At 33.9% G+C, this 26,144-nt stretch carries 26 protein-coding genes and 5 tRNA genes; all 31 read right to left on the bottom strand.

Annotation, left to right across the window (positions count from 1 at the left end; genetic code table 11):
* Window positions 1-3 precede the first annotated feature (3 nt).
* Window positions 4-288 (bottom strand): 30S ribosomal protein S19, encoded by a 285-nt coding sequence (gene rpsS / locus U9R23_05850; protein MEA3475938.1) that lies wholly within the window; start codon window positions 286-288, stop codon window positions 4-6.
* A gap of 55 nt (window positions 289-343) precedes the next feature.
* On the bottom strand, window positions 344-1,171 hold the full coding sequence (gene rplB, locus U9R23_05845) for a 50S ribosomal protein L2 (protein MEA3475937.1): 828 nt from the start codon (window positions 1,169-1,171) through the stop codon (window positions 344-346).
* A 79-nt stretch (window positions 1,172-1,250) separates the two neighbouring features.
* Window positions 1,251-1,547, bottom strand: coding sequence for a 50S ribosomal protein L23 (gene rplW, locus U9R23_05840; protein ID MEA3475936.1), 297 nt, complete (start codon window positions 1,545-1,547; stop codon window positions 1,251-1,253).
* On the bottom strand, window positions 1,540-2,181 hold the full coding sequence (gene rplD / locus U9R23_05835) for a 50S ribosomal protein L4 (protein MEA3475935.1): 642 nt from the start codon (window positions 2,179-2,181) through the stop codon (window positions 1,540-1,542). Before rplD ends, rplW begins: the two co-directional genes overlap by 8 nt.
* 15 nt (window positions 2,182-2,196) lie before the next feature.
* Window positions 2,197-2,826 carry a 50S ribosomal protein L3 gene (gene rplC, locus U9R23_05830; protein MEA3475934.1) on the bottom strand — a complete coding sequence of 210 codons (630 nt, stop codon included), beginning with the start codon at window positions 2,824-2,826 and terminating at the stop codon, window positions 2,197-2,199.
* Window positions 2,827-2,895: 69 nt separating this feature from the next.
* Window positions 2,896-3,198, bottom strand: a complete 303-nt coding sequence (gene rpsJ / locus U9R23_05825) for a 30S ribosomal protein S10 (protein MEA3475933.1) — start codon at window positions 3,196-3,198, stop codon at window positions 2,896-2,898.
* A 15-nt stretch (window positions 3,199-3,213) separates the two neighbouring features.
* Window positions 3,214-5,340 (bottom strand): elongation factor G, encoded by a 2,127-nt coding sequence (gene fusA / locus U9R23_05820; GenBank protein ID MEA3475932.1) that lies wholly within the window; start codon window positions 5,338-5,340, stop codon window positions 3,214-3,216.
* 128 nt (window positions 5,341-5,468) lie between these two features.
* On the bottom strand, window positions 5,469-5,939 hold the full coding sequence (rpsG, locus tag U9R23_05815; protein ID MEA3475931.1) for a 30S ribosomal protein S7: 471 nt from the start codon (window positions 5,937-5,939) through the stop codon (window positions 5,469-5,471).
* A 9-nt stretch (window positions 5,940-5,948) separates the two neighbouring features.
* Window positions 5,949-6,326 carry a 30S ribosomal protein S12 gene (rpsL, locus tag U9R23_05810; protein ID MEA3475930.1) on the bottom strand — a complete coding sequence of 126 codons (378 nt, stop codon included), beginning with the start codon at window positions 6,324-6,326 and terminating at the stop codon, window positions 5,949-5,951.
* A gap of 28 nt (window positions 6,327-6,354) precedes the next feature.
* The gene (gene rpoC, locus U9R23_05805) at window positions 6,355-10,491 is read right to left on the bottom strand and encodes a DNA-directed RNA polymerase subunit beta' (GenBank protein MEA3475929.1); all 4,137 of its coding nucleotides are present in this window, start codon (window positions 10,489-10,491) and stop codon (window positions 6,355-6,357) included.
* Window positions 10,492-10,515: 24 nt separating this feature from the next.
* A complete protein-coding gene (gene rpoB, locus U9R23_05800; GenBank protein ID MEA3475928.1) occupies window positions 10,516-14,328 on the bottom strand; it encodes a DNA-directed RNA polymerase subunit beta in 3,813 nt (1,270 codons plus the stop codon).
* A gap of 112 nt (window positions 14,329-14,440) precedes the next feature.
* On the bottom strand, window positions 14,441-14,827 hold the full coding sequence (rplL, locus tag U9R23_05795; protein MEA3475927.1) for a 50S ribosomal protein L7/L12: 387 nt from the start codon (window positions 14,825-14,827) through the stop codon (window positions 14,441-14,443).
* Between the two features lie 105 nt (window positions 14,828-14,932).
* Entirely contained in the window at window positions 14,933-15,472 is a 540-nt protein-coding gene (rplJ, locus tag U9R23_05790; GenBank protein ID MEA3475926.1) for a 50S ribosomal protein L10, read from the bottom strand.
* Window positions 15,473-15,480: 8 nt separating this feature from the next.
* Window positions 15,481-16,188: a 50S ribosomal protein L1 gene (gene rplA / locus U9R23_05785; GenBank protein ID MEA3475925.1), complete on the bottom strand. Its 708-nt coding sequence runs from the start codon at window positions 16,186-16,188 to the stop codon at window positions 15,481-15,483.
* Window positions 16,189-16,206: 18 nt separating this feature from the next.
* Window positions 16,207-16,635 carry a 50S ribosomal protein L11 gene (gene rplK / locus U9R23_05780; GenBank protein ID MEA3475924.1) on the bottom strand — a complete coding sequence of 143 codons (429 nt, stop codon included), beginning with the start codon at window positions 16,633-16,635 and terminating at the stop codon, window positions 16,207-16,209.
* A gap of 11 nt (window positions 16,636-16,646) precedes the next feature.
* Entirely contained in the window at window positions 16,647-17,180 is a 534-nt protein-coding gene (gene nusG / locus U9R23_05775; GenBank protein MEA3475923.1) for a transcription termination/antitermination protein NusG, read from the bottom strand.
* Window positions 17,177-17,365, bottom strand: coding sequence for a preprotein translocase subunit SecE (gene secE / locus U9R23_05770; GenBank protein MEA3475922.1), 189 nt, complete (start codon window positions 17,363-17,365; stop codon window positions 17,177-17,179). The genes nusG and secE overlap by 4 nt, the downstream gene beginning before the upstream one ends.
* Before the next feature lie 22 nt (window positions 17,366-17,387).
* Window positions 17,388-17,463 (bottom strand) — tRNA-Trp (locus U9R23_05765).
* A gap of 7 nt (window positions 17,464-17,470) precedes the next feature.
* Window positions 17,471-17,620, bottom strand: a complete 150-nt coding sequence (gene rpmG, locus U9R23_05760; protein MEA3475921.1) for a 50S ribosomal protein L33 — start codon at window positions 17,618-17,620, stop codon at window positions 17,471-17,473.
* 8 nt (window positions 17,621-17,628) lie between these two features.
* Entirely contained in the window at window positions 17,629-18,828 is a 1,200-nt protein-coding gene (tuf, locus tag U9R23_05755) for an elongation factor Tu (GenBank protein MEA3475920.1), read from the bottom strand.
* A gap of 29 nt (window positions 18,829-18,857) precedes the next feature.
* Window positions 18,858-18,933, bottom strand: a tRNA-Thr gene (locus tag U9R23_05750).
* 1 nt (window position 18,934) lies between these two features.
* Window positions 18,935-19,011: transfer RNA gene (locus U9R23_05745), tRNA-Gly, on the bottom strand.
* A gap of 3 nt (window positions 19,012-19,014) precedes the next feature.
* Window positions 19,015-19,099, bottom strand: a tRNA-Tyr gene (locus U9R23_05740).
* 52 nt (window positions 19,100-19,151) lie between these two features.
* Window positions 19,152-19,226: transfer RNA gene (locus U9R23_05735), tRNA-Thr, on the bottom strand.
* 121 nt (window positions 19,227-19,347) lie between these two features.
* Entirely contained in the window at window positions 19,348-20,787 is a 1,440-nt protein-coding gene (gene cysS / locus U9R23_05730; protein ID MEA3475919.1) for a cysteine--tRNA ligase, read from the bottom strand.
* 4 nt (window positions 20,788-20,791) lie between these two features.
* On the bottom strand, window positions 20,792-21,325 hold the full coding sequence (rsmD, locus tag U9R23_05725; protein MEA3475918.1) for a 16S rRNA (guanine(966)-N(2))-methyltransferase RsmD: 534 nt from the start codon (window positions 21,323-21,325) through the stop codon (window positions 20,792-20,794).
* A gap of 24 nt (window positions 21,326-21,349) precedes the next feature.
* Window positions 21,350-22,303, bottom strand: a complete 954-nt coding sequence (gene secF, locus U9R23_05720; protein MEA3475917.1) for a protein translocase subunit SecF — start codon at window positions 22,301-22,303, stop codon at window positions 21,350-21,352.
* 123 nt (window positions 22,304-22,426) lie between these two features.
* Entirely contained in the window at window positions 22,427-22,651 is a 225-nt protein-coding gene (locus tag U9R23_05715) for a hypothetical protein (GenBank protein ID MEA3475916.1), read from the bottom strand.
* Window positions 22,652-22,721: 70 nt separating this feature from the next.
* Window positions 22,722-24,620 (bottom strand): protein translocase subunit SecD, encoded by a 1,899-nt coding sequence (gene secD, locus U9R23_05710; protein ID MEA3475915.1) that lies wholly within the window; start codon window positions 24,618-24,620, stop codon window positions 22,722-22,724.
* Window positions 24,621-24,752: 132 nt separating this feature from the next.
* Window positions 24,753-25,061, bottom strand: a complete 309-nt coding sequence (locus U9R23_05705; GenBank protein ID MEA3475914.1) for a DUF3467 domain-containing protein — start codon at window positions 25,059-25,061, stop codon at window positions 24,753-24,755.
* Window positions 25,062-25,366: 305 nt separating this feature from the next.
* On the bottom strand, window positions 25,367-26,144 hold a 778-nt coding region (locus tag U9R23_05700), incomplete at its 5' end, for a potassium channel family protein (GenBank protein MEA3475913.1).

Below are 26,144 nucleotides of genomic sequence, written 5' to 3'. Positions count from 1 at the left end.
TTCTTACCTACGCGCTGCAAGTTTTTCTCTCTTAGCCCTATGGCCCCTAAATGTTCTTGTCGGAGAGAATTCACCTAATTTATGCCCAACCATACTTTCAGATATAAAGACAGGAACAAACTTTTTTCCATTATGCACAGCAAAAGTATGACCAACAAATTCAGGAATTATTGTAGAACGTCTTGACCAAGTTTTGATAACTTGCTTACGCTCTTCTTTATTTAATTTTTCCACTTTTTTCATCAAATGCTCATCTACAAATGGTCCCTTTTTAACTGACCTAGCCATCTATTGAATCCTCCAAAAATTTCTTATTATAACGAACATAATCAAAGCCTGATATCTACTTCCGACTTTTAATCATATATTTATCAGAATACTTTTTCTTTTTTCTTGTTTTAAATCCTTTTGCAGGCAAACCCCACGGAGAGACTGGATGCCTACCACCAGAGCTCTTTCCTTCTCCACCACCCATTGGATGGTCAACAGGATTCATAGCAACCCCTCTTGTTTTCGGGCGTCTTCCTAACCAACGCTTTCTACCAGCCTTACCAAGAGAAATACTATTATGCTCAATATTACTCACCTGTCCAATTGATGCATAACATTCTCCGCTTATTAACTGCACCGCACCGGATGGCATCTTAATATGAACATATTTATCTTCCTTTGCAATGATTTCACCGCTTACACCAGCACTTCTCGCTATCTGCGCACCTCTATTAGGTTTGAATTCAATATTGTGAATCATTGTCCCAATTGGAATCTTCTTTAAAGGCATAGCATTCCCATATCTGATTTCAACATCTTCTCCTACCATAACTACATCATTAACCTGCAATTTATCTGGTGCAATTATATATCTTTTCTCTCCATCAACATAATAAAGCAAAGCGATTCTTGCAGAACGATTCGGGTCATACTCAATTGAGTGTACTCGTGCTGAAATATTCTTTTTATCATACCTTTTAAAATCAATAATCCTATAAAATTTTTTATGGCCTCCACCACGATGCCGAATAGTCATTCGTCCCTGATTATTTCTACCACCGGTTCTTTTTACAGGTTTTAGAAGAGATTTTTCAGGTCCCTTCTTTGTAATCTCATCAAATTTATAACCCGTATAAAACCTTCTTGACGGAGTAGTAGGTTTATATTTTTTTATTGCCATTTAAAACTTCTCCAAAATAAATATTAGGGTAAAGAACCTAATTTATATTTTTTTCTGTCAAACTTATTGAAAATTAACATCATTTCATTACTTGAAATTCCTTAATACTTTCACCGGATTCTAAATAAACTATTGCTTTCTTCCAATTGGGTCTTCTGCCAACATATCTTCCTAAACTCTTCGGCTTTCCTTTGCAATAAATTGTGTTTACTTTCTTTACTTTTACATCAAAAATTTCTTCCACAGCATGTTTAATCTCAATCTTGTTAGAATCTCTATGAACTTTAAAAAGGTATCCATTTGCATCTTCCGTAATATGAGTTCCTTTTTCAGTTATAAGAGGTTGAATTATTATTTTTCTTGGATTCTTACTCATTTTCACCTTTCTGAGAACGGATAAAAGTATCCTCCAACTTTTGTAGTGCTTTTTCAGTTATAATCAAATTACTTGACCGCATTACCTTATAGGAACAAAGATCCTGAGCCCGTATAGTATTTACATTTTTCAGATTATGAAACGATTTGATAACATTAAGGGAGTTATTCGGCACAACAATTAAGCATCTATCATATTGAATTTTCATATTTTTTATTATCTGATTAGCTGTCTTTGTGTTTGGCTTTTCAAACTCAAAATCTTCAATAATTGCGATATGCTCCTTTTTTGCACTTAATGCAGATTTAAGAGCAATTCTTTTCTTTTTCTTTGGAATTTTTGAATACCAATTTTTAGGATGAGGACCAAACGCAACACCACCCCCAACTCTTATTGGACTTTTAACAGAACCTGCACGAGCCCTTCCAGTTCCTTTCTGTCTAAATAGTTTGCGTGTAGAACCTTTTATATCTGATCGTCCTTTAACCGATTTTGTGCCTTGCCTTTGATTTTTCAAATAAAGCTTAATAACCTCATAAAGAACATTGGTATTTATCTCAACATCAAAAAGATTTACGGGTAATGAAACCTTTCCGATCTTTTCTCCATTATTTGTATATTTTATTACTTCCATAACAAAAGCCTTTATCTATTTTATTTTCTTAATAATGACAAGACTATTTCTATGACCGGGGACAGCACCTATGAGCATAATCAAATTTCTTTTTTCATCAACCTTAAATATATTTAGATTTCTAACGGTAACACTTTCGTTTCCCATATGACCTGGCATTTTCTTCCCACGCACAACTCTTGAGGGAGTCGCACATTGCCCGATAGAACCTCCACCTCTAAATGACTCGTGAGTCCCGTGAGTCATATTCTTGCCATGAAAATTGTGTCTTTTAACTACACCAGCAAATCCGCGTCCTTTAGAAGTACCAGAAACATTAACAATCTCATTAGATTTGAAAATTCCTGGATTCAACACAGAACCTAATGGATACTTTTTCAACAATTTATTATCAACCCTAAACTCTTTTAGAAATTTATAATACTTTAACTTATTACTCTTAAAATGACCAGCTAAAGGTTTGGTAATCTTATTTTCGTCAACTTCAAAAAAACCGAGTTGAAGAGCGGTATAGCCGTCTCTCTTTGGAGTTTTTTGTTGAACTACAGTGCAGGAACCGGCCTGAATTAAGGTAACAGGGATTGAATCCCCATTTTCGCTGAAAGCTCTGGTCATTCCTATTTTTTTCCCAATTAATCCTAACATTTTTCTCCTTTTAGTCTCCCCGATTTCACCGGGAAGCCTGAACGGACAGAATAATATCTTACGGTCATCTCAGGTTTTGATTTCAATATGTACACCTGCTGGAATATTTAGGTTCTTAATGGCATCTACAGTTTTGGGAGTAGCATTCTGAATATCAATGATTCTTTTATGAATCCTCATTTCAAACTGTTCTCTTGATTTTTTATCAACATGTGGAGAGCGAAGAACGGTATAAAGCCGTCTCTGGGTTGGCAGTGGAATCGGACCGATTATTTTGGCTCCGGTTCCTTTAGTATTTCTAACAATTTCTGCAACAGATTTATCCAAAAGAGAATGGTCATACGCCTTAAGCCTGATTCTTATCTTATCCATTATCTCCTCATAAAATTAATAGCCACGCATTTTTTTAATGATTTTGTTTGAAATATTTTCTGGTACTTTTTCATACTCAAAAAATTCCATGGAGTAAGAAGCTCTACCTTGAGATACTGACCTCAGATTAGTTGCATATCCAAATGTTTCATTCAAAGGAACATAACCATTTACGATTTTGATTGATTCCTTATCTGAAACTTCAATAATTTTACCTCTTCTGCTATTCAAATCATTTATAACATTGCCTAAATATTCTTCTGGTGTAACAATATTAATGTTCATAATTGGCTCTAAAAGAATAGATTTAGCTTTTCTAAGTGCATTAGTGAAGGCAATTGAGCCAGCAATTTTAAATGCTAATTCGGAAGAATCTACAGGGTTGAATGAACCCCCTGTTACAACTACTTTTATATTTTCAACTTTATTACCGGTAAGTGCCCCACTTTGTGCAGATTCAATTACTCCTGCTTTTATAGCATTTAGAAAATGCTTTGGAATCTCATACTCTGAGGATGCATTTTCAAAATAAATCTTATACTTTGATTTTCCAATCCGTGAATTGTCGGAATAAGGTTCTATCCTCAATTTTACATGCCCGTATTGTCCATGTTCACCAACTTTGCGATCTAATATACCTTCAGCTTCAGCACGATTTATAATTGTTTCCTTATAGTTTACTCTCGGCTTTCCTACATTCACATCAACCTTAAATTCTCTTTTCAACCTATCAATCAAAATCTCCAAATGAAGCTCACCCATGCCAGAAATCAAAGTTTGTCCTGTCTCCTTATCTTTCTTTATATGATATGTTGGGTCCTCATCAAATAATCTTGGTAAAGTTATTTCAAGATTCTCTTCATCAACTTTAGTCTTTGGTTCAATAGCAATAGACATAACCGGTTCAGCAAACGCAATTTTTTCAAGTAAAACCGGATTACCAAGTTCAACTATGCTATCACCTGAGGCTGCATTATTTAGACCTGCTACTGCACAGATTTCACCAGCATATAATGCTTTTTTATTAATAGATTTATTTGAATGCATTTGCAGAATACGAGTTATTCTTTCCTTTTTTCCAGTATTAACATTGAGAACATAATCACCTTTATTGATCTTTCCAGAATAAGCTCTAAGGTAAGTAAGTTTCCCTACATAAGGGTTAACTTGATTTTTAAAAGCCAAAGCTGCAAAAGGAAGGGTTTCATCTACTATAATTTTCTTCTTATTTTTTGAATCTGGAATTGTAGCTTCAATTGCAGGCACATCTATTGGAGAAGGAAGGAAATCAACTATAGCATTAATCATAAGCTGGATACCTTTATTTTTAAGAGCTGAGCCGCAAAGGACAGGAACAAAATCACAACTTAGAGTTAATTTGCGGATAGAAGTAATTAAATCCTTCTCACTTATTTTTTTACCATTTAAATATTTTTTTAAAATAGTTTCATCATATTCAGCAATCTTTTCAATAAGTTGACTGCGATAATTTTCTGCTAATTCTCTTTGTTGCAAAGATATTCCTTTAACATTTTCATTTGCTATGTTGCAAACTGTGTAATCTATGCCTAATTCATCTTTATCAAAAATATATGCTTTATTATCAATTAAATTGATAACACCAAGAAAATCTTCTCCATTCATAATTGGCAACTGAATAGGAAACGAATTAGGTTGCAATTTTGATTTAACAGTTTCAAGAGCATAACTAAAATCTGCACCAACTCTATCTAATTTATTAATGAAAGCCAAGCGGGGAATATGATATTTATCAGCTTGGTGCCAGACAGTTTCTGATTGTGGTTCAACTCCTGCCACACCACAAAAAATAACAACAGCTCCATCAAGAATTCTAAGAGAGCGTTCCACTTCAACAGTAAAATCAACATGACCGGGAGTATCAATAATATTTATCCTATGGTTTTTCCAGTAACATGTTGTAGCAGCTGAGGTAATGGTTATACCTCTTTCTCTTTCTTGAATCATCCAATCCATAGTTGCAGTTCCATCATGAACTTCTCCCATTTGATGCAAAATGCCTGTATAGAATAGGATTCGCTCAGTAACTGTAGTTTTTCCAGCATCAATATGAGCGATTAAGCCAATATTGCGAATTTTTTCTAAAGGATAATCTCTATTCATTTTTTAGCCACTAAAGGCACGAAGAAACACTAATTTTTTTGTTATTCATTTTTAACCACTAAGGGCACGAAGAAATACTAATTTTTCTGTTATTTAATTCCTTCGTGTATCTTGGCGTTCTTCGTGGCTCAAAATCTAAAGTGAGCAAAAGCTTTATTTGACTCTGCCATTCTCCAAACTTCTTCACGCTTTTTGACAGAAGCGCCTTCATTCTTATATGCTGCCAGGAGCTCTGCAGCTAATTTTTCTTCAACAGTTTTTTCATTACGTTTTCTAGCAAAATTTACAATCCACCGAAATGCCAAGGTTTGTTGCCTATCTGGTCTCACCTCTAAGGGAACTTGATAGGTAGATCCTCCAATTCTTCTTGATTTTACTTCAATTCTTGGTCTTACATTTTCAACAGCTTTTTTAAAAATCTGAACTGGGTCATCATTTGCTTTCTTTTCAATCAATTCTAGAGTTTTATAAAATTTTCTTTCCGCAAGACTTTTTTTACCACAAACCATCATTTGGTTAATAAATTTAGCTATCATTTTATCATGATATTTTGGATCGGGAAGGATTTCTCTTTTTTGAGCTCTTTTTCTTCTTGACATTGACCCTCACTATAATTTTTTAGTATATTTAGTTCCATATTTGGAACGGCTTTTTTTTCTTTCTTCTACACCACTTGCATCAAGAGTTCCTCTAATAATATGATACCTCACACCAGGAATGTCTTTTACTCTCCCTCCTCTAATTAAAACTATTGAGTGTTCTTGTAAATTATGACCTTCACCAGGTATATAGCAAGTTACTTCCATACCGTTTGATAGTCTAACGCGAGCGACTTTTCTTAATGCTGAATTAGGCTTTTTGGGTGTAGTAGTGTACACTCTTGTACATACCCCTCGTTTTTGGGGGCAGCCTGACAATGCCTTATATTTCTTTGACTTCATACTTCGTGTTCTGCCTTTTCTAATAAGTTGTGAAATTGTGGGCACTAAAGCCTCCTATTTTTAAAATTCATTTTTAACTAAAATTAAGCAATTTTCTGACACTTTTCCTCAGACTTAATTCCTGCTCAATTGTGTCTCTAACCTTGTCATGATATAATTTTTCACCTGTGCCTGCGGGAATTCTGTGTCCAATAATAACACTTTCTTTTAGTCCTTCAAGTGTATCAAGTTTACCCATTACTGCAGCTTCAGTAAGAACTTTAGTAGTATTTTGGAATGATGCTGCAGATATAAAACTATCGGTAATTAGTGCAGATTTTGTAATACCCATAAGTAATTGTTCAAATGTTGCAACTCTGCCGCCCTGAGCTTCAACTTGTTGATTCACCTTTTTTACATGATTTTTATCTACTATTTCTCCCTCTAAAAAAATCGTGTCGCCTGTATCAATAATTTTTACCTTTTGCATCATCTGACTAACAATCACTCTAATATGCTTATCATTGATATCCACTCCCTGCTTTCTGTATATTTCTAATATCTCGTTAGTTATAAACTCTTGAGTGGTGGTAATTCCCCTTGCTGACAAAATATCATGGGGATCTAAAGGACCATCTGAAAGCGGGTCTCCACTTTCCACTACATCATTTTCATGGACTATTATTCTTCTTCCATATGGGATTGTATATTCTTTCTCGTAATTTTCATCTGGAGATACGATTTTTACTTTTCTTCCCAGGCGTGCAAGTTTACCAATTTTTACTACACCGTCAATTTCCGAAATGATAGCCTTATTATGTGGGGAGCGTGCTTCAAATAATTCAACCACTCTTGGTAATCCACCTGTAATATCTCTTTGTTTGATAGTCACTCGTGAGGTTTTGCCTAAAATTTCTCCAGGAAATATTATACTTCCTTCTTCTACATCTAAATTAAGTCCAGCTGGTAGAGGGATGAATTCGTCCTCACCATCTTTGGTTTCAATTCTCAACTGTGCTTGTTTTGCAACATCGCGAGATTCAATAATAGTTATTTCATTTCTTCCTGTTAGCTCATTGAATTCATTTTTATAAGTAACATCAGGTATGAAATCTTCAAAATATATAGTACCTTTTACAGTAGAAATTAACGGGTTATTATATGTATCCCAACTAAAAAGTAATGTATCTTTTACAATTTTCTGATTATCTGAAACATAAATATTGGCTCCGTATTCCACATCGTAACGATTCAATTCTTCTTTTGTTTCCGCGTGTGTTATTTTTATCTTTCCTAAGTGACTAACTGAGATTTTCTGGTTTTCGCGATTAAAAACATAATCAAGTCTCTCAAATTTAATAAGACCGTCACTTTCAGCATTGACTTCTGCTTTTTCAACAGCAGTACTTGTGGCTCCGCCAATATGAAAAGTTCTTAATGTTAGTTGAGTGCCAGGTTCTCCAATACTTTGAGCAGCAATAACTCCAACTGGTTCACCAATGACAACTGGTTTATTCGTTGCAAGATTTCTTCCATAACATTTTGCACAAATTCCTTTTTCTGCTTCACAAGTAAGAACGGAACGGATTTTAACAGATCTTATACCATGTTTCTGAATCAGACTTGCTTTTTCATCAGATATAGTTTCCCCGACCTCTACAATAATCTCTCCACTAACTGGGTCAAGAACTTCTTCAACTGCCGTCCTTCCTTTAATTCTATCACCGATGGGCTCTATAATCTTATTTCCTTCTTTAAGTGGTGTCATCTCAACACCTTCCATTGTGCCACAATCTTCTTCTGTAATAACAGCAGTTTGAGCAACATCAACCAATCTTCTTGTTAGATAACCGGCATCTGCTGTTTTTAAGGCTGTATCTGCAAGTCCTTTTCTTGCACCATGTGTTGATATGAAATACTCCAATATGCTTAGACCTTCTTTAAAATTCGATTTAATTGGATTTTCAATAATTTCGCCTATCTCACCAGTAAGTTTTCTTTGAGGCTTTTCCATTAAGCCACGCATTGCACCTAATTGTTTTATTTGGTCACGACCACCACGAGCACCAGATCTTGACATTATCCATATAGGATTAAATCCATTTTTATCCTTTTCTAGCTCTTCCATCATTATATCTGTAATATCCTCAGTTGCAATTTTCCATCTATCAATTAATCTTTCATATCGCTCACTATCAGTAATTATACCATTCTCATAATCATTCTGGATTTCATCAACATCAGCATCTGCATAGCCTAATATTGCTTTTTTCCCTTTTGGAACAACGATATCGCTCTGGCTAAATGTAGTTCCAGACTTTGTAGCATATCTGAATCCTAAATCTTTCAATTCATCTAAATAAGTTGCAGTTCTCCTTGCGCCCATAGATTTAAAGACTTCGTATGTTAGCTGATTTATTTTACCTTTATCAAAGACATAATTCTGGAAACCTAACTCTTCTGGAACTATCTGATTAAAGATAACTCTACCAACAGTTGTAATAACTCTTTCATCTTTTCCTGGAATTTTGTAGTCAATCCAGGAATGGATATGAATCTTATCAGACTTAGAATCTCGATCTTCCATTATATTTTTACCATAAAGTTCTGATCTATTTCTTTCAAAAGCCATTTCTACTTCGTTAGCACAACTGAATTTAGGTAAATTTTTAGTCTCTTCAGGTTCATCAGACAGAGCACAGGTTAAAAAATATACTCCAAGGACTATATCTTGACTTGCCACTAAGACAGGTTTTCCATTAGCAGGAGAGAGAATATTATTAACGGGGCTCATCAGCACACGAGCTTCTATTTGCGCTTCACCTGATAGAGGGATATGAACAGACATTGAGTCACCATCAAAATCAGCATTAAATGGGAAGCATAATAACGGATGAAGTTGGATTGATTTTTCCTCAACCAAAATTGGTTGAAATGCTTGGATACTTAGACGATGTAATGTTGGAGCTCTATTCAAGAGGACAGGATAATCTTCTATTACTTCTTCAAGGATTTTCCATACCTCAGGTTTTTTCCCCTCAATTAGTCTCTTTGCTTGCTTTGTTGTGCTTGCGGCACCAATTTTTTCAATCTTTTCAATAATGAATGGTTTAAATAACTCTAAAGCCATTCTTTTTGGCAAACCACACTGATTTAACTTTAGTTCTGGTCCTATAACGATAACTGAACGCCCTGAGTAATCAACTCTTTTACCTAATAAATTTTGTCTAAATCTACCTCGTTTTCCTTTTAGTTGATCGCTTAGTGATTTAAGCGGACGATTTCCTCTACCTTTAACAGGCCTTGATTTTCTACTATTATCCATCAGAGCGTCCACAGCTTCTTGTAGAATTCTTTTCTCGTTTCGGAGTATTACTTCAGGAGCGTGACCTTCCATAAGAGCCTTTAATCTATTATTACGAGTTATCACACGACGATAAAGGTCATTAAAGTCAGCAGTAGCAAAATTTCCACCTTCAAGATAAACCAAGGGTCGCAAGTCAGGAGGCATAACAGGAAGAACTTCCAGAATCATCCATTCAGGCTTATTGCCAGAATTTATGAAAGAATCAACAATTTTAAGTTTTTTGATGAGTTTTATCTTCTTTTGTTTTGTTTCAAACTTAATAGCAGTACGTAACTTATCAGCCTCATCATTTAGATCAATTTGTTCTAAAAGTTTTCTAACTGGTTCAGCACCCATTTCAGCAACAAACCCGGTAGGATATTTATCTTTTGCTTCAATATATGCAACTTCGTCAACTATATCACCAATATTGTAATCTGAAGCTCCAGGCTTTAATACGATATATGATTCATAATACAAAATGCGTTGCAATTCACTTGATTTTAGATCTAAAAGAAGCTGAATAGGGCTTGGAATGGATTTTACAAACCAGATATGAGCAACTGGAACAGCCAACCCAATATGACCCATCCTTTGTCTGCGAACTTTGGAAGTTGTAACCTCCACACCACAGCGATCGCAAATCAATCCTTTAAATCTATACTTCTTATACTTTCCACAAGAACATTCATAATCTTTTACAGGTCCAAAAATCTTCTCGCAAAACAAGCCATCTTTTTCTGGCTTCAAGGTTCTATAGTTAATGGTTTCCGGTCTTGTAACCTCACCGTAAGACCAGTCTCTTATTTTTTCAGGAGAAGCAATTTTGATGCTAACTGCATTATAATCTTTGACAACTTTATCTCTTTTTAATTCTCTAATCATTCAATATTCCTTATAAAGTTATGATTAATTGCTCAAGTTATTTTCTGATTTTTCTGAGATCAGTTTAACATCAAGGGATAGGCTTTTAAGTTCGCTAACTAACACATTAAATGATTCAGGTATTCCTGGGGCTGGCAATTCTTTACCTTTTGTAATGGCTTCATAAGTATGATTTCTTCCATCAACATCATCAGATTTCACAGTAAGCATCTCCTGGAGTAGACGAGAAGCACCATAGGCTTCTAATGCCCAAACCTCCATTTCTCCTAATCTCTGCCCTCCATGTTGTGCTTTACCACCTAACGGTTGTTGAGTAACCAGTGAGTATGGGCCGGTTGATCGCGCATGCATTTTATCAACAACAAGATGATTAAGTTTCATCATATATATTATGCCAACAGTGACTTTTTCATGAAAAGCTTCTCCATCTTTTCCATCATAGAGAACCACTTTACCATTTTCAGGTAAGCCTGCTTTTTTCAAGTGATCAAGAATTTCTGATATTTTTGCACCGTCAAAGACAGGGGTTTCTACCCCATAACCTAATACTTTAGCAGCCCAACCTAAATGAGTTTCTAATATCTGACCTATATTCATTCGTGAAGGAACTCCAAGAGGATTGAGAATTATATCTACTTGTGTGCCATCTTCAAGAAAAGGCATATCCTCAATAGGTGCAATCCTTGATATAACCCCTTTATTGCCATGCCTTCCTGATATTTTATCACCAACTTCTATTTGACGTTTTTTCCCAATAAAAATCTTAACCATTTTTAGAACACCTGAAGGGAGTTCATCTCCATATCGTATCCTGTCTCTCTCTTTTCTATAATTATTCTCGTTTTCCTCCAATATACTCTTTACATCATAGATAATCTCATTGTAAATCAACTCATTCTTCTTCTCATTTACAACAAGATCCTTTTCAATATTGAGCTTTTTAAAATTAATCTTTTTAAAATTTTCTTCTGTAATAACAGTATTTGGTGGTATAAAGAACCTACCAGTTTTTATTTCAGTAATTCGATTAGCAGTCTCTCCAATTAATAATTCTGATAGCTTTTTATTCATATATTTATAAACTTTTTTGTTCGCTTGGTCATATTTAGATTTTAATTCCTTAAGTTTTACGCTTTTCTCTTCTTCGGAAATTTGATCTTCCTCTTGTCGTGAGAAAACTTGCACATCTACTACAACCCCTTCCATTCCTGGTTTTGCTTTTAACGAAGTATCTGCAAAGTCACCAGCTCTTTCACCAAATAAAGCTCTCATAAGTTTTTCCTCTGGTGATAAGTCTATTCCAGAGGATTTCGGAGTAATTTTTCCTACTAAAATATCGCCCGATTTTATATGAGACCCTACTCGCACAACACCATTTTTATCAAGATTTCTTAAGGCATATTTAGGCACATTTGGTATATCATTAGTTAATTCTTCATTACCTTCCCTTGTTTTTCTAACTAATACCTCCAGTTCTTGAATATAGATTGAAGTAAGTTCATCCTCTCTTGCTACCCGTTCACTAATTATAATAGCATCTTCATAATTATATCCATACCAGGGCATAAAAGCAACTAACATATTTCTACCAAGAGCCAATTCTCCATTTTTTATTGCGGGTCCATCAGATATCAAATTTCCCTTTTTAATCCTTTGTCCCACAACAACTTCCGGATGTTGATTAACACAGGTATCTTGATTTGTACGAGTAAACTTCTTTAATTCTATTATTCTTGTTTCTTCTAACGATGAAATAGAATCCTTTTTTCGCGTATCCTTATTTCTTTTAAGAAAAATTTGTTCAGAAGTAACTTTTTCAACAATAGCGTCAAATGGAGCTTTTACAGCAAGTTCAGAATCTTTAGCTACCAATTTTTCAATACCTGTGGCAACTATAGGTGGTTCTGGTTTGATTAACGGCACAGCTTGTCTTTGCATATTAGAACCCATTAGAGCACGATTAGCATCGTCATGGTCTAAAAATGGTATAAGTCCTGCTGAAACACTAACAATTTGCTGTCTTGATGCATCAATATAGTTAACTTCATTTCTATGAACCCTGACAAAGTCCCCTCCTGATAAACAGAATATAGTATTTTTAGAGATATCTCCAGCCTTATCGACCTCAATTCCTGCCTGAGCAATATTCTGATGTTCTTCTTGTACTGGATCCAAATAATCAACCTCGCGAGTAAGTGTTCCATTATTAACTTTTATATATGGTGTTTCAAGAAATCCATACTTATTTACGCGAGAATAAATAGCAGGTGAAGTTAACAAACCGATATTAGGACCTTCGGGGGTTTCAATTGGGCATATTCTACCATAATGAGAATAATGCACATCCCGTACCTCAAAGCCTGCTCTTTCTCGGGTTAGACCTCCTGGTCCTAAAGCACTCAATCTTCTCATATGAGTTATTGCGGCAAGAGGATTGGTTTGCTCCATAAACTGTGAAAGCTCACCAGTTAAAAAGAATGAATGGACAACAGCCATCAAAGCATTTGTATTAATCAAACCAAGTATATTAATTTCATCAGGATTACTTAATGTCATTCTTCCCCGTGCAATACGAGCAATTCTAGAGAGTCCAATAGAAAACTGATTCGCTACTAATTCCCCGACTCCACCAACTCTTCTATTAGATAAATGATCTATATCATCAGTTCTACTTTTACTTTTATAAAGATTAATTATCTCTTTAACAATTGCGATAAAATCGGATTGTGTAAGAATTTGTATGTTCAGGTCAATATCTAAGTTCAAATGTTTATTTAGTTTAAATCTTCCAACTTCGCCTAAACTATATCGTTTTTCATTAAAAAATATCCTATCAATTAATTCTTTTGCCATATCAAGTGATGGCTCTTCTCCAGGACGAATAATATTATATATAGATTTTAATGCATCTTCAGTTGAAGAAGTTGGGTCTTTCTCTAAAGTGCTCTCAATAATTTTCCTTTCATCTTCCCATTTTTTATCAATAACTTTAACATTTTCAATTCCTAAATTTAATAATTTATCCACTATCAATTCAGTGATAAGATTTCCACCTTCTGCCAGAACTTCACCACTTTTTTTATCTATAATGTCTTCAAACAAAAAACGATCACTAAAATCGTCCTTAGTAATATCAATTTTTTCACTTCTATAAAATGTAGCACGAATTGTATTATTATCAGAAAGTCCAACACAACGAAGGATTGTAGTCACAGGGACTTTATGCCTTTTATCAATAAGAGCAGAGATAACATCTTTTGTATCTGTCACAAATTGAAACCATGAGCCTTTTACAGGAATTACCTTAGCATTGAAAAGTTCTTTTCCACTACCGTGAGTTTCACTTGTAAAAACAATTCCTGGGGACCGATGCAATTGACTTATAATTACTTTCTCTTCACCATTAATGATAAAAGTTCCTCTGTTAGTAATTATTGGAATCTCACCGAGGAATAAGTCTTGTTCAATCACATTCTTAATCCTTTTTGATTCACCTTCAATGGTTTTTTCAAAAACAGTAAGACGGAATTTTACTTTTAATGGAGCTTGATAAGTAAGATTACGAGCAATACACTCGTCAGGAGTGTACTTTTCTCTAAGTATAGAATAGCTTATAAATTCAAGAAGATATTGGTTTTGAGGGTCTTCAATCGGGAAATTCTCACTAAATACCTTTTGTAATCCAATATTTTTCCGCTTTGTTGGATTAACTTCCTTTTGTAGGAATCGCGCATAAGAACCTTTCTGCATAGCTAAAAGGTTGGGAATCTCAATCCTGGGAAGTTTAAACCCATGTAAACTCTTCTTAATTTTAGAAAAGGATTTTCTTTCCTTCAAATCTTCTCCCTATAATCTTTAATCCAAGAAATTATCTTGCTATTTAGTTATTAAAATATACCGAAATTAAGGTAAATCATAAAAGATTATAATGTTTATTTTAAACAATGAATTATTTTATTTCAACTGAGCCACCCTCAGCTTCTATCTTCTCTTTAACCTTTTCAGCTTCATCTTTTGAAACGCCTTGAACGATTGGCTTGGGTGCTTCATCAACCAAAGCTTTAGATTCCTTTAATCCAAGTTTTGTAATCTGGCGAACTACTTTTATTACTTGAATCTTCTTGGCTCCTGCTGAGGAAAGTATTACATCAAATTCAGTCTTCTCTTCTGCCGGTTTTGCTGCTTCTGTAGTTGCAGCTCCAGCAGCAATGGTAACTGGTGCTGCGGCAGTTACACCAAATTCCTCTTCTAATGATTTAACTAATTCTGCTAACTCCATAACATTGAGCTTCTTAATAAGCTCAATTATCTTATCTTTTGCATTGCTTTCTGGCATCTATCCTCCTATCATATTAAATGTATTTCTTCATTACTATTAGTTTATTGAGTCAAAGTTATAATAATTTTTAATTAGAGATAATATTAATAAATAAATATTTAATTATTGTTTCTTATTCTTTATTTCGTTTAAAACAATAACTAACTTTTGTAAGATACTATTAAGTGTACAAACCAGTCCTGAAATCGGCGAATTTAATCCTCCTAATAATTTTGCTAAAAGTTCTTGTTTTAAAGGCAAAGTAACAATTTTATTTAAGTCTTCAATATTCATTAACTTACTATCAATAATTCCAACTTTAAATTTAGGTAAATTTCTTCCCTCTGACAGTTCTTTTGCAAAACCAGCTATTACCTTAGCAGGGATTACTTCGTCATCTTTTGAAACAGTAACAGCTATTGGACCAGAGAGATATTCATCCACACCTTTGATTTTCAGATCACGAGTTGCAAGCCTCAGTAAGGTATTTTTACAAACAAAATAATTAACATTATTCTTTCGGAACTTTCTTCTCAACTCTGTATCTTCTTTTACTGTAAGCCCTTTATAATCAACAAGAATTATTGATTTGGCATTTTCAAGATTGTCTTTTATTTTTCTTACTCTTTCAATATTCAGTGGATTAACTGATTTCTTTTTCATAAAATCACCTACTTTGTTTGCATCTCTTTTAGAAAAGAAACTGAATCAATCTTGATTCCAGGACTCATAGAAGAGCACAAAGTCATACTTCTGATATATTTTCCCTTTGCTGCTGGTGGTCTATCTCTCAAAATTGCTTTCATTAAAGTCAAAATATTATGATAAATTTTCTCTTTTTCAAAAGAAATTTTACCGACAGGCACATGGATATTAGAAAACTTATCTATTCTGTATTCAACCTTTCCTGCTTTGGATTCTTTAACAGCTTGTTCAACATTCATAGTAATTGTTCCTGTTTTTGGATTTGGCATAAGTCTTCTAGGACCTAAAATTCTTGCTAATTTTCCAACTTTCCGCATTAAATTAGGAGTTGCAATTGCAACATCAAAATCAGTCCATCCCTTTTGGATTTTTTCAGCAAGGTCATCCATTCCAACATAATTAGCCCCTGCATTCTTAGCTTCTTCAGCTTTATCGCCATCAGCAAAGACCAAAACCTTTATTTGTTTGCCGGTACCACCTGGAAGAACAACAGTTCCTCTAACCATTTGATTAGCTTTTTTCGGATCCACACCTAATCTTAAATGCAATTCTACTGTTTCATTAAATTTTGAGTTAGGTAAATGTGTAAGCAATTCAATGGCTTCATTTAAAGAATAACTTTTGTCTTTCTCAATCTTTTTTGCTGTTTCCAAATATCTTTTGCCATGTCTCATTAGAAAGTCTCCTGCTATCTATTGCTCTTTTATCGTAACACCCAGGCTTCTTGCGGTTCCAGCAATCATTCTGGTCGCAGCTTCAAGATTGGCTGCATTCAGGTCTTTCATTTTGGTCTTTGCAATCCTCTCAAGCTGTTCCTTTGTAATTGTGCCAACTTTGTCGCGATTAGGTATTGGTGAACCTTTTGCTAGACCAACCTCTTTTTTAATTAATATAGCAGCCGGTGGTGTTTTTAAGATAAAACTAAAAGATCTATCTTTATAAATTTTAATTTCAGCGGGAATAATCATTCCAATATCATTTTTAGTTTTCTCATTAAATTGCTTACAAAAATCTCCAATATTAACTCCATGTTGTCCTAAAGCTGGGCCAACTGGTGGAGCTGGAGTTGCTTGTCCAGCAGGGAGTTGTAATTTTACCTTAGCCAAGATCTTTTTTGCCATCTTTCTTTCCTTTAATCAAGCTTTTCTACTTGATTGAAACTCACCTCTACAGGTGTAATTCGTCCAAACACAGTGACATTAACTACTAACTTCTCTTTATCTTCAATAATTCTTTCAACCGTGCCTTCAAAATCATTAAAAGGTCCATCAACAATTTTGATACGCCCACCAATAATAAAGCTCATAATTTTTGAAAGCTCACTTTTATCCTGCTTAATGCCTAAAATACGGTTTATTTCAATCTCAGGAAGGGGTTTAGGTGTTTTTCCACTTCCAAGAAATTTAGTTGCTCCGGGAATTCGCAACACGAAATTATAAGTTTCTGGAGTCATAGCCATTTCTATAAGAAGATAATTTGGAAATATCTTTCTTTCTCTCACTAACCTCTTACCTTTTCTGATAACAAAGGTTTTATGAGAAGAAATAATAATCTGACCAAAATAATCTTTTAGATTACTATCTTCTAAAAGCTTTTCAAGAGCTTCTTTAACCTGTTTTTCCCTGCTTACATAAGTATGTAGTACATACCACTGCTTTTTTATCATCTGAAAAGTACAAATCTAACAATTTGACTAAATATATTATCAACAATCCATATAAACACACCTAAAATAAGTGAGAATACGATTACAACAGTCGTTCCTTCTTTAATATCAGGCTTTGTGGGCCAGACAACAACGTGTAATTCTTGTCTGACTTCTCTAAGAAATTTTCCAATTTTTTTAAACATATTTTTCAATATAATAGAATAATGGCAGGCCCGGCAGGAATTGAACCCGCACTCTTCGGTTTTGGAGACCGCTGCTTTACCATTTAAGCTACAGGCCTACAAAGATTATTTTGTCTCTTTATGTAGAGTACGCTTTCTACAAATTGGACAATATTTTTTATATTCAACTCTTTTAGGATGTGTTCTTTTGTTCTTGGTAGTTGAATAATTTCTTGATTTACACACGGAACAAGCCAACTTTATTATATCTCTCATAGACAATCCTACTCAACAATATCTCCAACTACTCCGGCTCCTACAGTGTGTCCACCTTCACGGATAGCAAAGCGCAAACCTTTTTCAAGAGCGATAGGTGTAATAAGTTCTACTGACATTGTTACATTATCGCCTGGCATTACCATATCAATGCCTTCTGGCAAGGATAATGTTCCTGTAACATCTGTTGTTCTGAAGTAGAACTGAGGTCTATAACCACTGAAAAATGGTTTATGTCTTCCACCTTCTTCTTTTGTCAGGATGTAAGTTTCACCCTTAAAGACTTTATGTGGGGTAATACTTTTAGGTTTTGCTAAAACCATTCCACGTTCCACCTCATCCTTTGCTACACCGCGCAGAAGCACACCAATATTATCTCCAGCTTGTCCGGAATCAAGGATCTTTCTAAACATCTCAACGCCAGTTACAACAATCTCACGGGTTTCTTTAATTCCAACCCTTTCAACTTTATCTCCAATTTTTACCTGTCCTCGTTCAACTCTGCCAGTTGCAACCGTACCTCTTCCAGGAATACTGAAAATGTCTTCAATTGGCATCAAGAAAGGTTTATCAACATCTCTCTTTGGTAATGGGATATACTCGTCTAAAGCTGTTATGAGCTTAACAATTGACCCACAATTTTTACATTCTGGCTTTCCGCAACCACAGTTCAATGCTTTTAATGCACTACCTTGAATTATTGGTATTTCATCTCCAGGGAATTCATACTCATTTAATAAATCTCTAATCTCCAATTCAACAAGTTCTAACAATTCTGGATCATCCACCATATCAACTTTGTTCATATATACAACAATATAAGGAACTCCAACCTGTCTTGCCAAAAGAATATGTTCTCTTGTTTGTGGCATAACGCCATCGGCAGCACTGACAACTAATATTGCACCATCCATTTGTGCTGCGCCAGTGATCATATTCTTGATATAGTCGGCATGTCCAGGACAATCAACATGAGCATAGTGTCTGTTATCGCTTTCATATTCCACATGAGCTGTAGCAATAGTAATTCCTCTTTTTCTTTCCTCAGGCGCATTATCTATCTGGTCAAATGTAACATACTTTGCTTGTCCTTTCTTTTCAAGACACAATGTCATTGCAGCAGTTAAAGTTGTTTTTCCATGGTCAATATGACCTATGGTTCCAACATTAACATGCGGCCTGGTTCTTACATATTTCTCTTTAGCCATATATCCTCCTAAGATATTTAACTTTTTTCTGGAGCTCATGACCGGGATTGAACCGGTGACCTCCTCCTTACCAAGGAGGTGCTCTACCGACTGAGCTACATGAGCCTGGAGCGGGAAACGGGGTTCGAACCCGCGACCCTTAGCTTGGAAGGCTAATGCTCTGGCCAGCTGAGCTATTCCCGCAAATGGTGGGGAGAGAAGGATTTGAACCTCCGAAGGCTTCGCCGGCAGATTTACAGTCTGCTCCCTTTGACCACTAGGGTATCTCCCCAAAATTAATAAAAATTCTGTTGTTTAGATTCCCCAAACAAACATAAATTTCCTGGAGCCACCAGAGGGATTTGAACCCCCGACCAGAGGTTTACAAAACCCCTGCTCTACCCCTGAGCTATGGTGGCATATAAATCCTATAAATAATTTATAGAATTTACAATTTCGTAAATTATAAAAATAACTGTCAAACTTTTTGTATTCTTTTTTACAAAATAATTTTAAAAAAACTTATATGCCTTAACGACTTTATACTTTTACTTTCCAAATTGTTCCCTTTGATGTGTCACGAACCTCTATTCCCATTCTAATTAATCTCTCCCTAATTTTATCAGATTTTGTCCAATCTTTTCTTGCCCGAGCTTCATCCCTTTCCTTTACTAACTTTTCTACTAATTCTGTATCAACCTTTTGTTTTGCCTCCTCACTGAGAAGTTTTTCAACTCTTTCAAGAAGTAATCCAAAAACCTTGTCAAATCCTACGATAAGGTTATATTTTTCTTTATTGCCAATCTTGTCTGTTCTAAGAACCTTCCAGAGAACAGCAAGAGCTTCAGGCATATTCAAATCATCATTTATTCTTTCTAAAAAATCATCCTTTATCGTTTTGACAAATTTTTCATCTGGCTTACTTTGCTCTTTATTTGATTTTATCTCCATTATTTTGTTTCTTAGGCGATTATAAGAAAATTTTGCAGTTTCAAGAGCTTCGTAACTAAAGCTAATCTGCTGGCGGTAGTGAGCACCAAGGCAGAAATAACGATATACCATAGGTGAATACCCTTTCTTATTTAATAAATCTAATGTTAAGAACTCACCTTTTGACTTACTCATTTTCTCTCTATTAAATATAAGAAATTCTCCATGCATCCAATAATTTACCCATTTTTTGCCTGTTGCAGCCTCGCTTTGTGCAATCTCATTAGTATGATGAACTGGAATATGGTCAATGCCGCCACAGTGAATGTCAAACTGCTCCCCCAGATAATGCATTGAAATTGCTGAGCATTCTATGTGCCAACCAGGATACCCCTTCCCCCAAGGACTATCCCACTTCATCTCTTGGTCCTCAAATTTTGACTTTGTAAACCACAAGACAAAATCAAGAGGATTTTTTTTGGATTTATCAACAGCAACCCTCGCTCCAGCCCTTAATTTGTCCATATTAAGTCTTGCAAGTTTACCGTAATTAGGAAATTTTGAAATATCAAAATAAACATTTCCGTTCCTAAAATATGTGTAACCCTTTTGCTCAAGCCGTTGAATTAATTTTATCATTTGAGGTATAAGCTCTGATGCTTTAATATGATAATCAGGAAAAATAATATTCAACTTCTTTAAATCATTTTCAAAAGCTTTGGTGTAAAACTCAGCAATTTCCCAAACAGTTTTCTTCTCCTTCTTTGCTGATAGAACCATTTTGTCTTCACCTTCATCAGCATCTGATGTCAGATGACCAATATCTGTGATATTCATAACATGCTTAACTTTATATCCATTGTAAAAGAGAACCCTTTTTAACACATCCTCAAAAATGTATGTTCGCAGATTACCTATATGGGCATAATTATAAACTGTTAATCCGCAGGTATACAGAGTTACTAAATCTGGTCTTATGGGAACAAAAACCTCTTTTTCTCTTGTATAGGTATTATATAGTTTCAATTCGGTCTTTTTACTTTTATTCATTTATTTATTCAGATATAAGAAGAATCTTTGTATCACCATAAGTTTTTGACTTTATAATTTTATCCTTTATTTTTGATAAATCTTCGTCCATTCTACATTCAGCTACAATCACTCCATCTGACTTCAATATATTTCTTTCTAATATTGCTTTGACTATTTTTGATATCACTTTTGCATTATAGGGTGGGTCAACAAAAACAATATCGTAATAATTTGAATCACATCTATTAATAAAACTTAAAACTGAACTTTCAAAAACCTTCACATTGTCAGTTATACAAAACTTGTTTAGATTTTTTCTTATACATCTTGTAGCTTTAAATGAATTATCAACAAAGTGGCATATTTTTGCTCCTTCGCTAATTGCTTCCAGACCAAAACTACCGCTACCAGCATACAGGTCTAAAACAACAGAATTGGCAATCTTATCTCTTATCATTGAACAGACAGCTTCCCTCACTTTGTCCATTGTTGGACGAATATTGGATTTGGGAATGTCAATCTTCTGCCCCTTGAATTTACCGGTTATAAAATGCACAAAAAAACTTTATATGAAATATTATTATCTTCTTTTTGATCTTGTCACTGACTTCTTTAAGGTCATATTTTTATATGCAACAAGAACCGGACTGGCAATAAAAATAGAAGAGTATGTTCCTACAATAACTCCGCATAAAAGAGCAAAAGCAAAATTGTGAATCACCTCACCACCAAATATAAATAATGCAAGAACAACAATAAGGGTGGTTAAGGAGGTTATCGCGGTACGAGATAATACTTCATTAATACTATGATTAATAATAGATTCATATTTTTCTCTACGATAAACTTTTAGGTCTTCTCTTATTCGCACAAAGACAACAATAGTATCATTAAGAGAATAACCAACTATTGCTAACAATGCGCCGATTACAGCTATATTTAGTTCTCTTCCAAAAATAGAAAAAAGACCAATTGTAATAATAACATCATGGAATAAAGCCAGTATTGCGGCAAATCCATAAGTAAGTTCAAATCTCCACCAAATATATAGAATAATTCCTAATAATGAAATTAAAATAGCAATGACTGCTTTCCCTCTTAATTCTTCACCGATTTTTGAGCCAACATGTTCGCTTCTTCGTTCAAATTCTGCAATTTCTTTATTACCAGCATATTTAGGAAATTTATCTTGTAAAATCCTTATTACTTTTGATTCATCTTTTCTTGCGCTTTCGCTTGTCTTTATTTTGATTAAAACATGATGAGGATTTCCAAACTCTTGAATTTCTGCATCACTATAACCTTGCAATGATAAAACATCTCTTATTTCTTGAATGGCAATTGGAGGTAAATCAGGATTATCCGGAGTAAAATCAAATTCTAATAGTGTGCCACCTGTGAAATCTATCCCATACTTTGGTCCTTCATTGATAATTAAAGATAGAATTCCTGCAACAATTAATATTGCAGATACAACAAAACCTATCTTTCGTCTTTTATTAAAATCAAAATTTGGATTCTTAAATAATCTCATTTCAATCTCCAATTAATTATTTTGCCATAACCTTCTTATTACCTGAATCATAGTTGTTTTTTAAATTAACCACCGAAGTCACCGAAACACACCGAATAAAAAATAAATAAATAATTTTCGGTGTTAATTCGGTGATTCTCTTACCTTTTCAACTTCATTAGTAATCGTTTCATAAGATAATTCATCAGTTCTAAAAGTATTAAGCAATGCTGATAATTTTTTATCTATCATTTCCTTTTCTAGTTCTTTGCTTAATTCTTTTTTTTCCTTAAATGGTAATTGCTTTATCAATTCCAAAACCTGCTGAAAATTTAATGATAAATTTAAATTATAGTTTACAGTATTCATTTTTGATAACTCCTTTTTATAACTTATTCAAATCTTTGTTCGTAACAGTTTATGTCTGCTCATGCCTTTTTTATATGCTAAGAGTTTTCCTGGCTTTACGAGTTACAATATTATCAAAGATAGCTCTCGTTACAACTATTGCTGTAAACATTGATGCTAAGATACCCAAACTCAATGTTACTGCAAAGCCTTTAATAGGACCTGTACCAAACTGATAAAGCACAATAGCGGTAATTAGTGTAGTAATATTTGCATCGGCAATAGTAATTACAGCTTTTTTATATCCATTGTCAATTGCAGTTCTAACGGTTTTCCCCGACCTAATTTCTTCTCTAATTCTCTCAAAAATAAGCACATTAGCATCAACAGCCATACCAATAGTAAGAATAATTCCAGCAATACCTGGTAAGGTCAGACTCGCATTCAACATTGTTAAAGCTCCCAGGATAATAAATATATTACATAAAAGTGCAAAATTAGCAATAACTCCAGAAATTTTATAATAAATCATCATAAAAAGCACCACAACTATCATACCGATAAGAGTTGCATTGAATCCAGCTTTAATTGAATCAGAGCCAAGAGAAGGACCAACTGTTCTTTCTTCAACTATATTAACTGGTGCAGGAAGGTTACCAGCGCGTAAAACAATTGCTAAATCTTTAGCTTCCTCCATCTTAAAATTCCCTGTAATTTGTGCATTACCACCTCTTATTTTATCCTGGATAACTGGTGCTGAATGAACAATATTATCCAGCACAATTGCTAATCTTTCTTTTATATGCTGGCCTGTTACATTTGAAAAAATGCGAGCACCTTCATTATCAAATTGTAAACTTACATAAGGCTTATTAGCGGTTTTCGGATCCATTCCTTGACCAATTCGTACATCAGCGGACTTTAATGAAGCACCCGTCAACTCTACTTTATCATATAGAAAATAAACAGGTCGGGCTCCATAAATATCTTTCGGATTTATCTTTCCAAGCAAAATCTTAATTCCACTTGGCATAATTTTCTTAATTTCAGGAAGGGAGATAAGTTTTTTAAAAAAAGGTAAATTCTCGGGCTTGACCACAAGTTCAGAGCCATAAACAGCAATCAAAGAAGAAAAAAGATTATTATATTCAGATTCATCTTCTATCACTTCAGTTGTATCAGCTGCTGCGCTTGTTGTATCAGCAAGCTCTTCAGGTTTTTCAAGAAGTGCTTCTTCCACCGCGGTTGCTTTCTCCGCTTCAACTTTCTTTAAGAAAGCATATTTTTCATAATTATTTTGTAAATAACTATCCAAAGCTTCAACGGTTTGTTTAATATCTTCATTATTTGCTAAAAGACTAAATTCAAGGAGTGCAGTCTTTCCAATCAAATCCTTGGCTCTATTTGCGTCTCGCAGGCCTGGTAGCTGAACAAGAATTCTTTCAGCGCCAATTTTTTGAATCGTTGGCTCAGAAACTCCAAACTGGTCTATCCTATTTCGTATAATTTCCAGAGCACCTTTAACACTTGATTCCGCGGCATCTTTTGATAATCCTTCTGTATCAACATCAAGAACTAAATGCATACCACCTTGTAAATCCAGTCCAAGCTTTAATTCCTTTTTGCTAAACCAGGATGGCAATACAGATTTGGAGACCTTATTAACAAGTTTAGCTTTAATTAATTGTTTTTGAGTAAAATCAACTTCTACATCTAAATTTCGTAAAATCTCATCTGGCAATCTGCCTTCAACTGTAATGGTATCATTTATTGTAGCGTTATTTATGGCATTATCGAAATCCAAGCCAAATTTATTACTGCCAAGCTTATATTCCTGTCCGGTAACTTCATATATTTTTTCATTATTCTGGTCATAAACTTCTAAATTGCATATTGCATATTTCTGCTTTGCAACAAGTGGCAATAGATAATAGATTATAACCAGAAAAACTACTATTATACATACAGTCCGAAACCAGTGCTTTTTCATTAGTAAACCTCTTACAAATTATTTTTATTGAAAAATTTGTTAAATTTTTTAAAGTGTAATTTTTAAGTCAAGAATAATTGGAGATTAAGTTACTTTATTAATAAATATTTATCGTTTATTAAAATTTATCTTTTATTTCATCTCTGGGTGAAATCCAATATCTCGTGCACCACCTTTTTGCTCAGGCAAAGAAATTTCTCCAAATTGCTTCTCAAATTTATCAATATTTCTCTCAAGTAGATGCATTAATCTTTTGCAATGTTGAGGATTCATAATAATTCTTGAATAAATTTTTGCTTCTGGAATTGCTGGAAGTATCCTGCCAAAATCAACAATAAATTCTGAATTATTAAAATTCATAAATACAATATTAGAATAAATACCTTCTGCCGCTTCTTTCTGAATGTTTACTTTGATTTGTTTTTGTTGTTTTTCTTTCATGATTTCTCCTGTTAATTATTTTATAATAGAACTACTCCGTGAAATATTTAGTCCATTAGTCAAGGAATTATGTATCATTTCCTTTAAATTTGTCTCCACTCACGCTCCTTTGTCATTCCCGTGAAAGCTTGTCCTCGTGAAATCGTGGACGGGAATCCATTTCTTTTGGTTATTGTTCTCATTATTTCATGAGTAATACAAAAAGAATTGATTATAGATTCCCAATTCCCGATATATCGGGAGGAATGACAGGTGAGGGGTGTAAGCAAAGGGAAATGTTTGTTTCTCTTTCCATATACTAGAAATTATCTTAAAACCTTTCTCACAAAAGCAACAGTAAAATATGCCATTAAGAATAATCCCAAAAATCCTTCAATACCAGAAAACAAACGAATTATTCCGTTAGGAACATAATCACCATAACCAATAGTAAGAAAAGTTATTGCACTAAAATATGCAGCTTTAAATAAACCTGGCAGTTCGGTTATTTCTTTAGAGTTTAATACAATATATTTTGATAAAATTGTATAGACAACTGTAAAAAAGCCCCAAATTTTAAACATACTAATTGCAACTTTTTTCGGGCTGGTTCCATATAAACCCATATCTTCAAATATTATTTTTTTAAACCTATATTTAATATTCCCATATTTTAAATATTTTTTGTAAATCAAATTAAAAAGTTTGTTAATTCGTTTATAATTATTTTCATACTTATTTTCTTGTTGAAAGAAAAATATCCTTCGTAATAATTTATACAATAAACTATAAATTTTAATATTATATCTTCTCTTCTTAAAATTTGATTTTTCTTCTCTTAATTCATGTTTTTTGAATTCAACATAAGCTTTATCTTCATCATCATATTGTCCGATTTTATGGAAGTTCTCTTTTAGGGTTCTGAACTGTTCTGATTTTTCTTTGTGTGTCGTTTCCACTAAATTATATACTAATTTGCTATCTTTTAATGTGGATGTCATTTTTAGTTGGTTGTTTATTATTTCATTAACTTTATTTTCTTCCCAATCAATATTTATTCTACCTAAATTTTGAATTCCAATTATATTTAGTTTTTTGATATTA

This window comes from Candidatus Cloacimonadota bacterium (assembly GCA_034722995.1).
Taxonomy (GTDB): domain Bacteria; phylum Cloacimonadota; class Cloacimonadia; order JGIOTU-2; family JGIOTU-2; genus JAGMCF01.
This window is presented reverse-complemented; position numbering and strand designations above follow the sequence as displayed.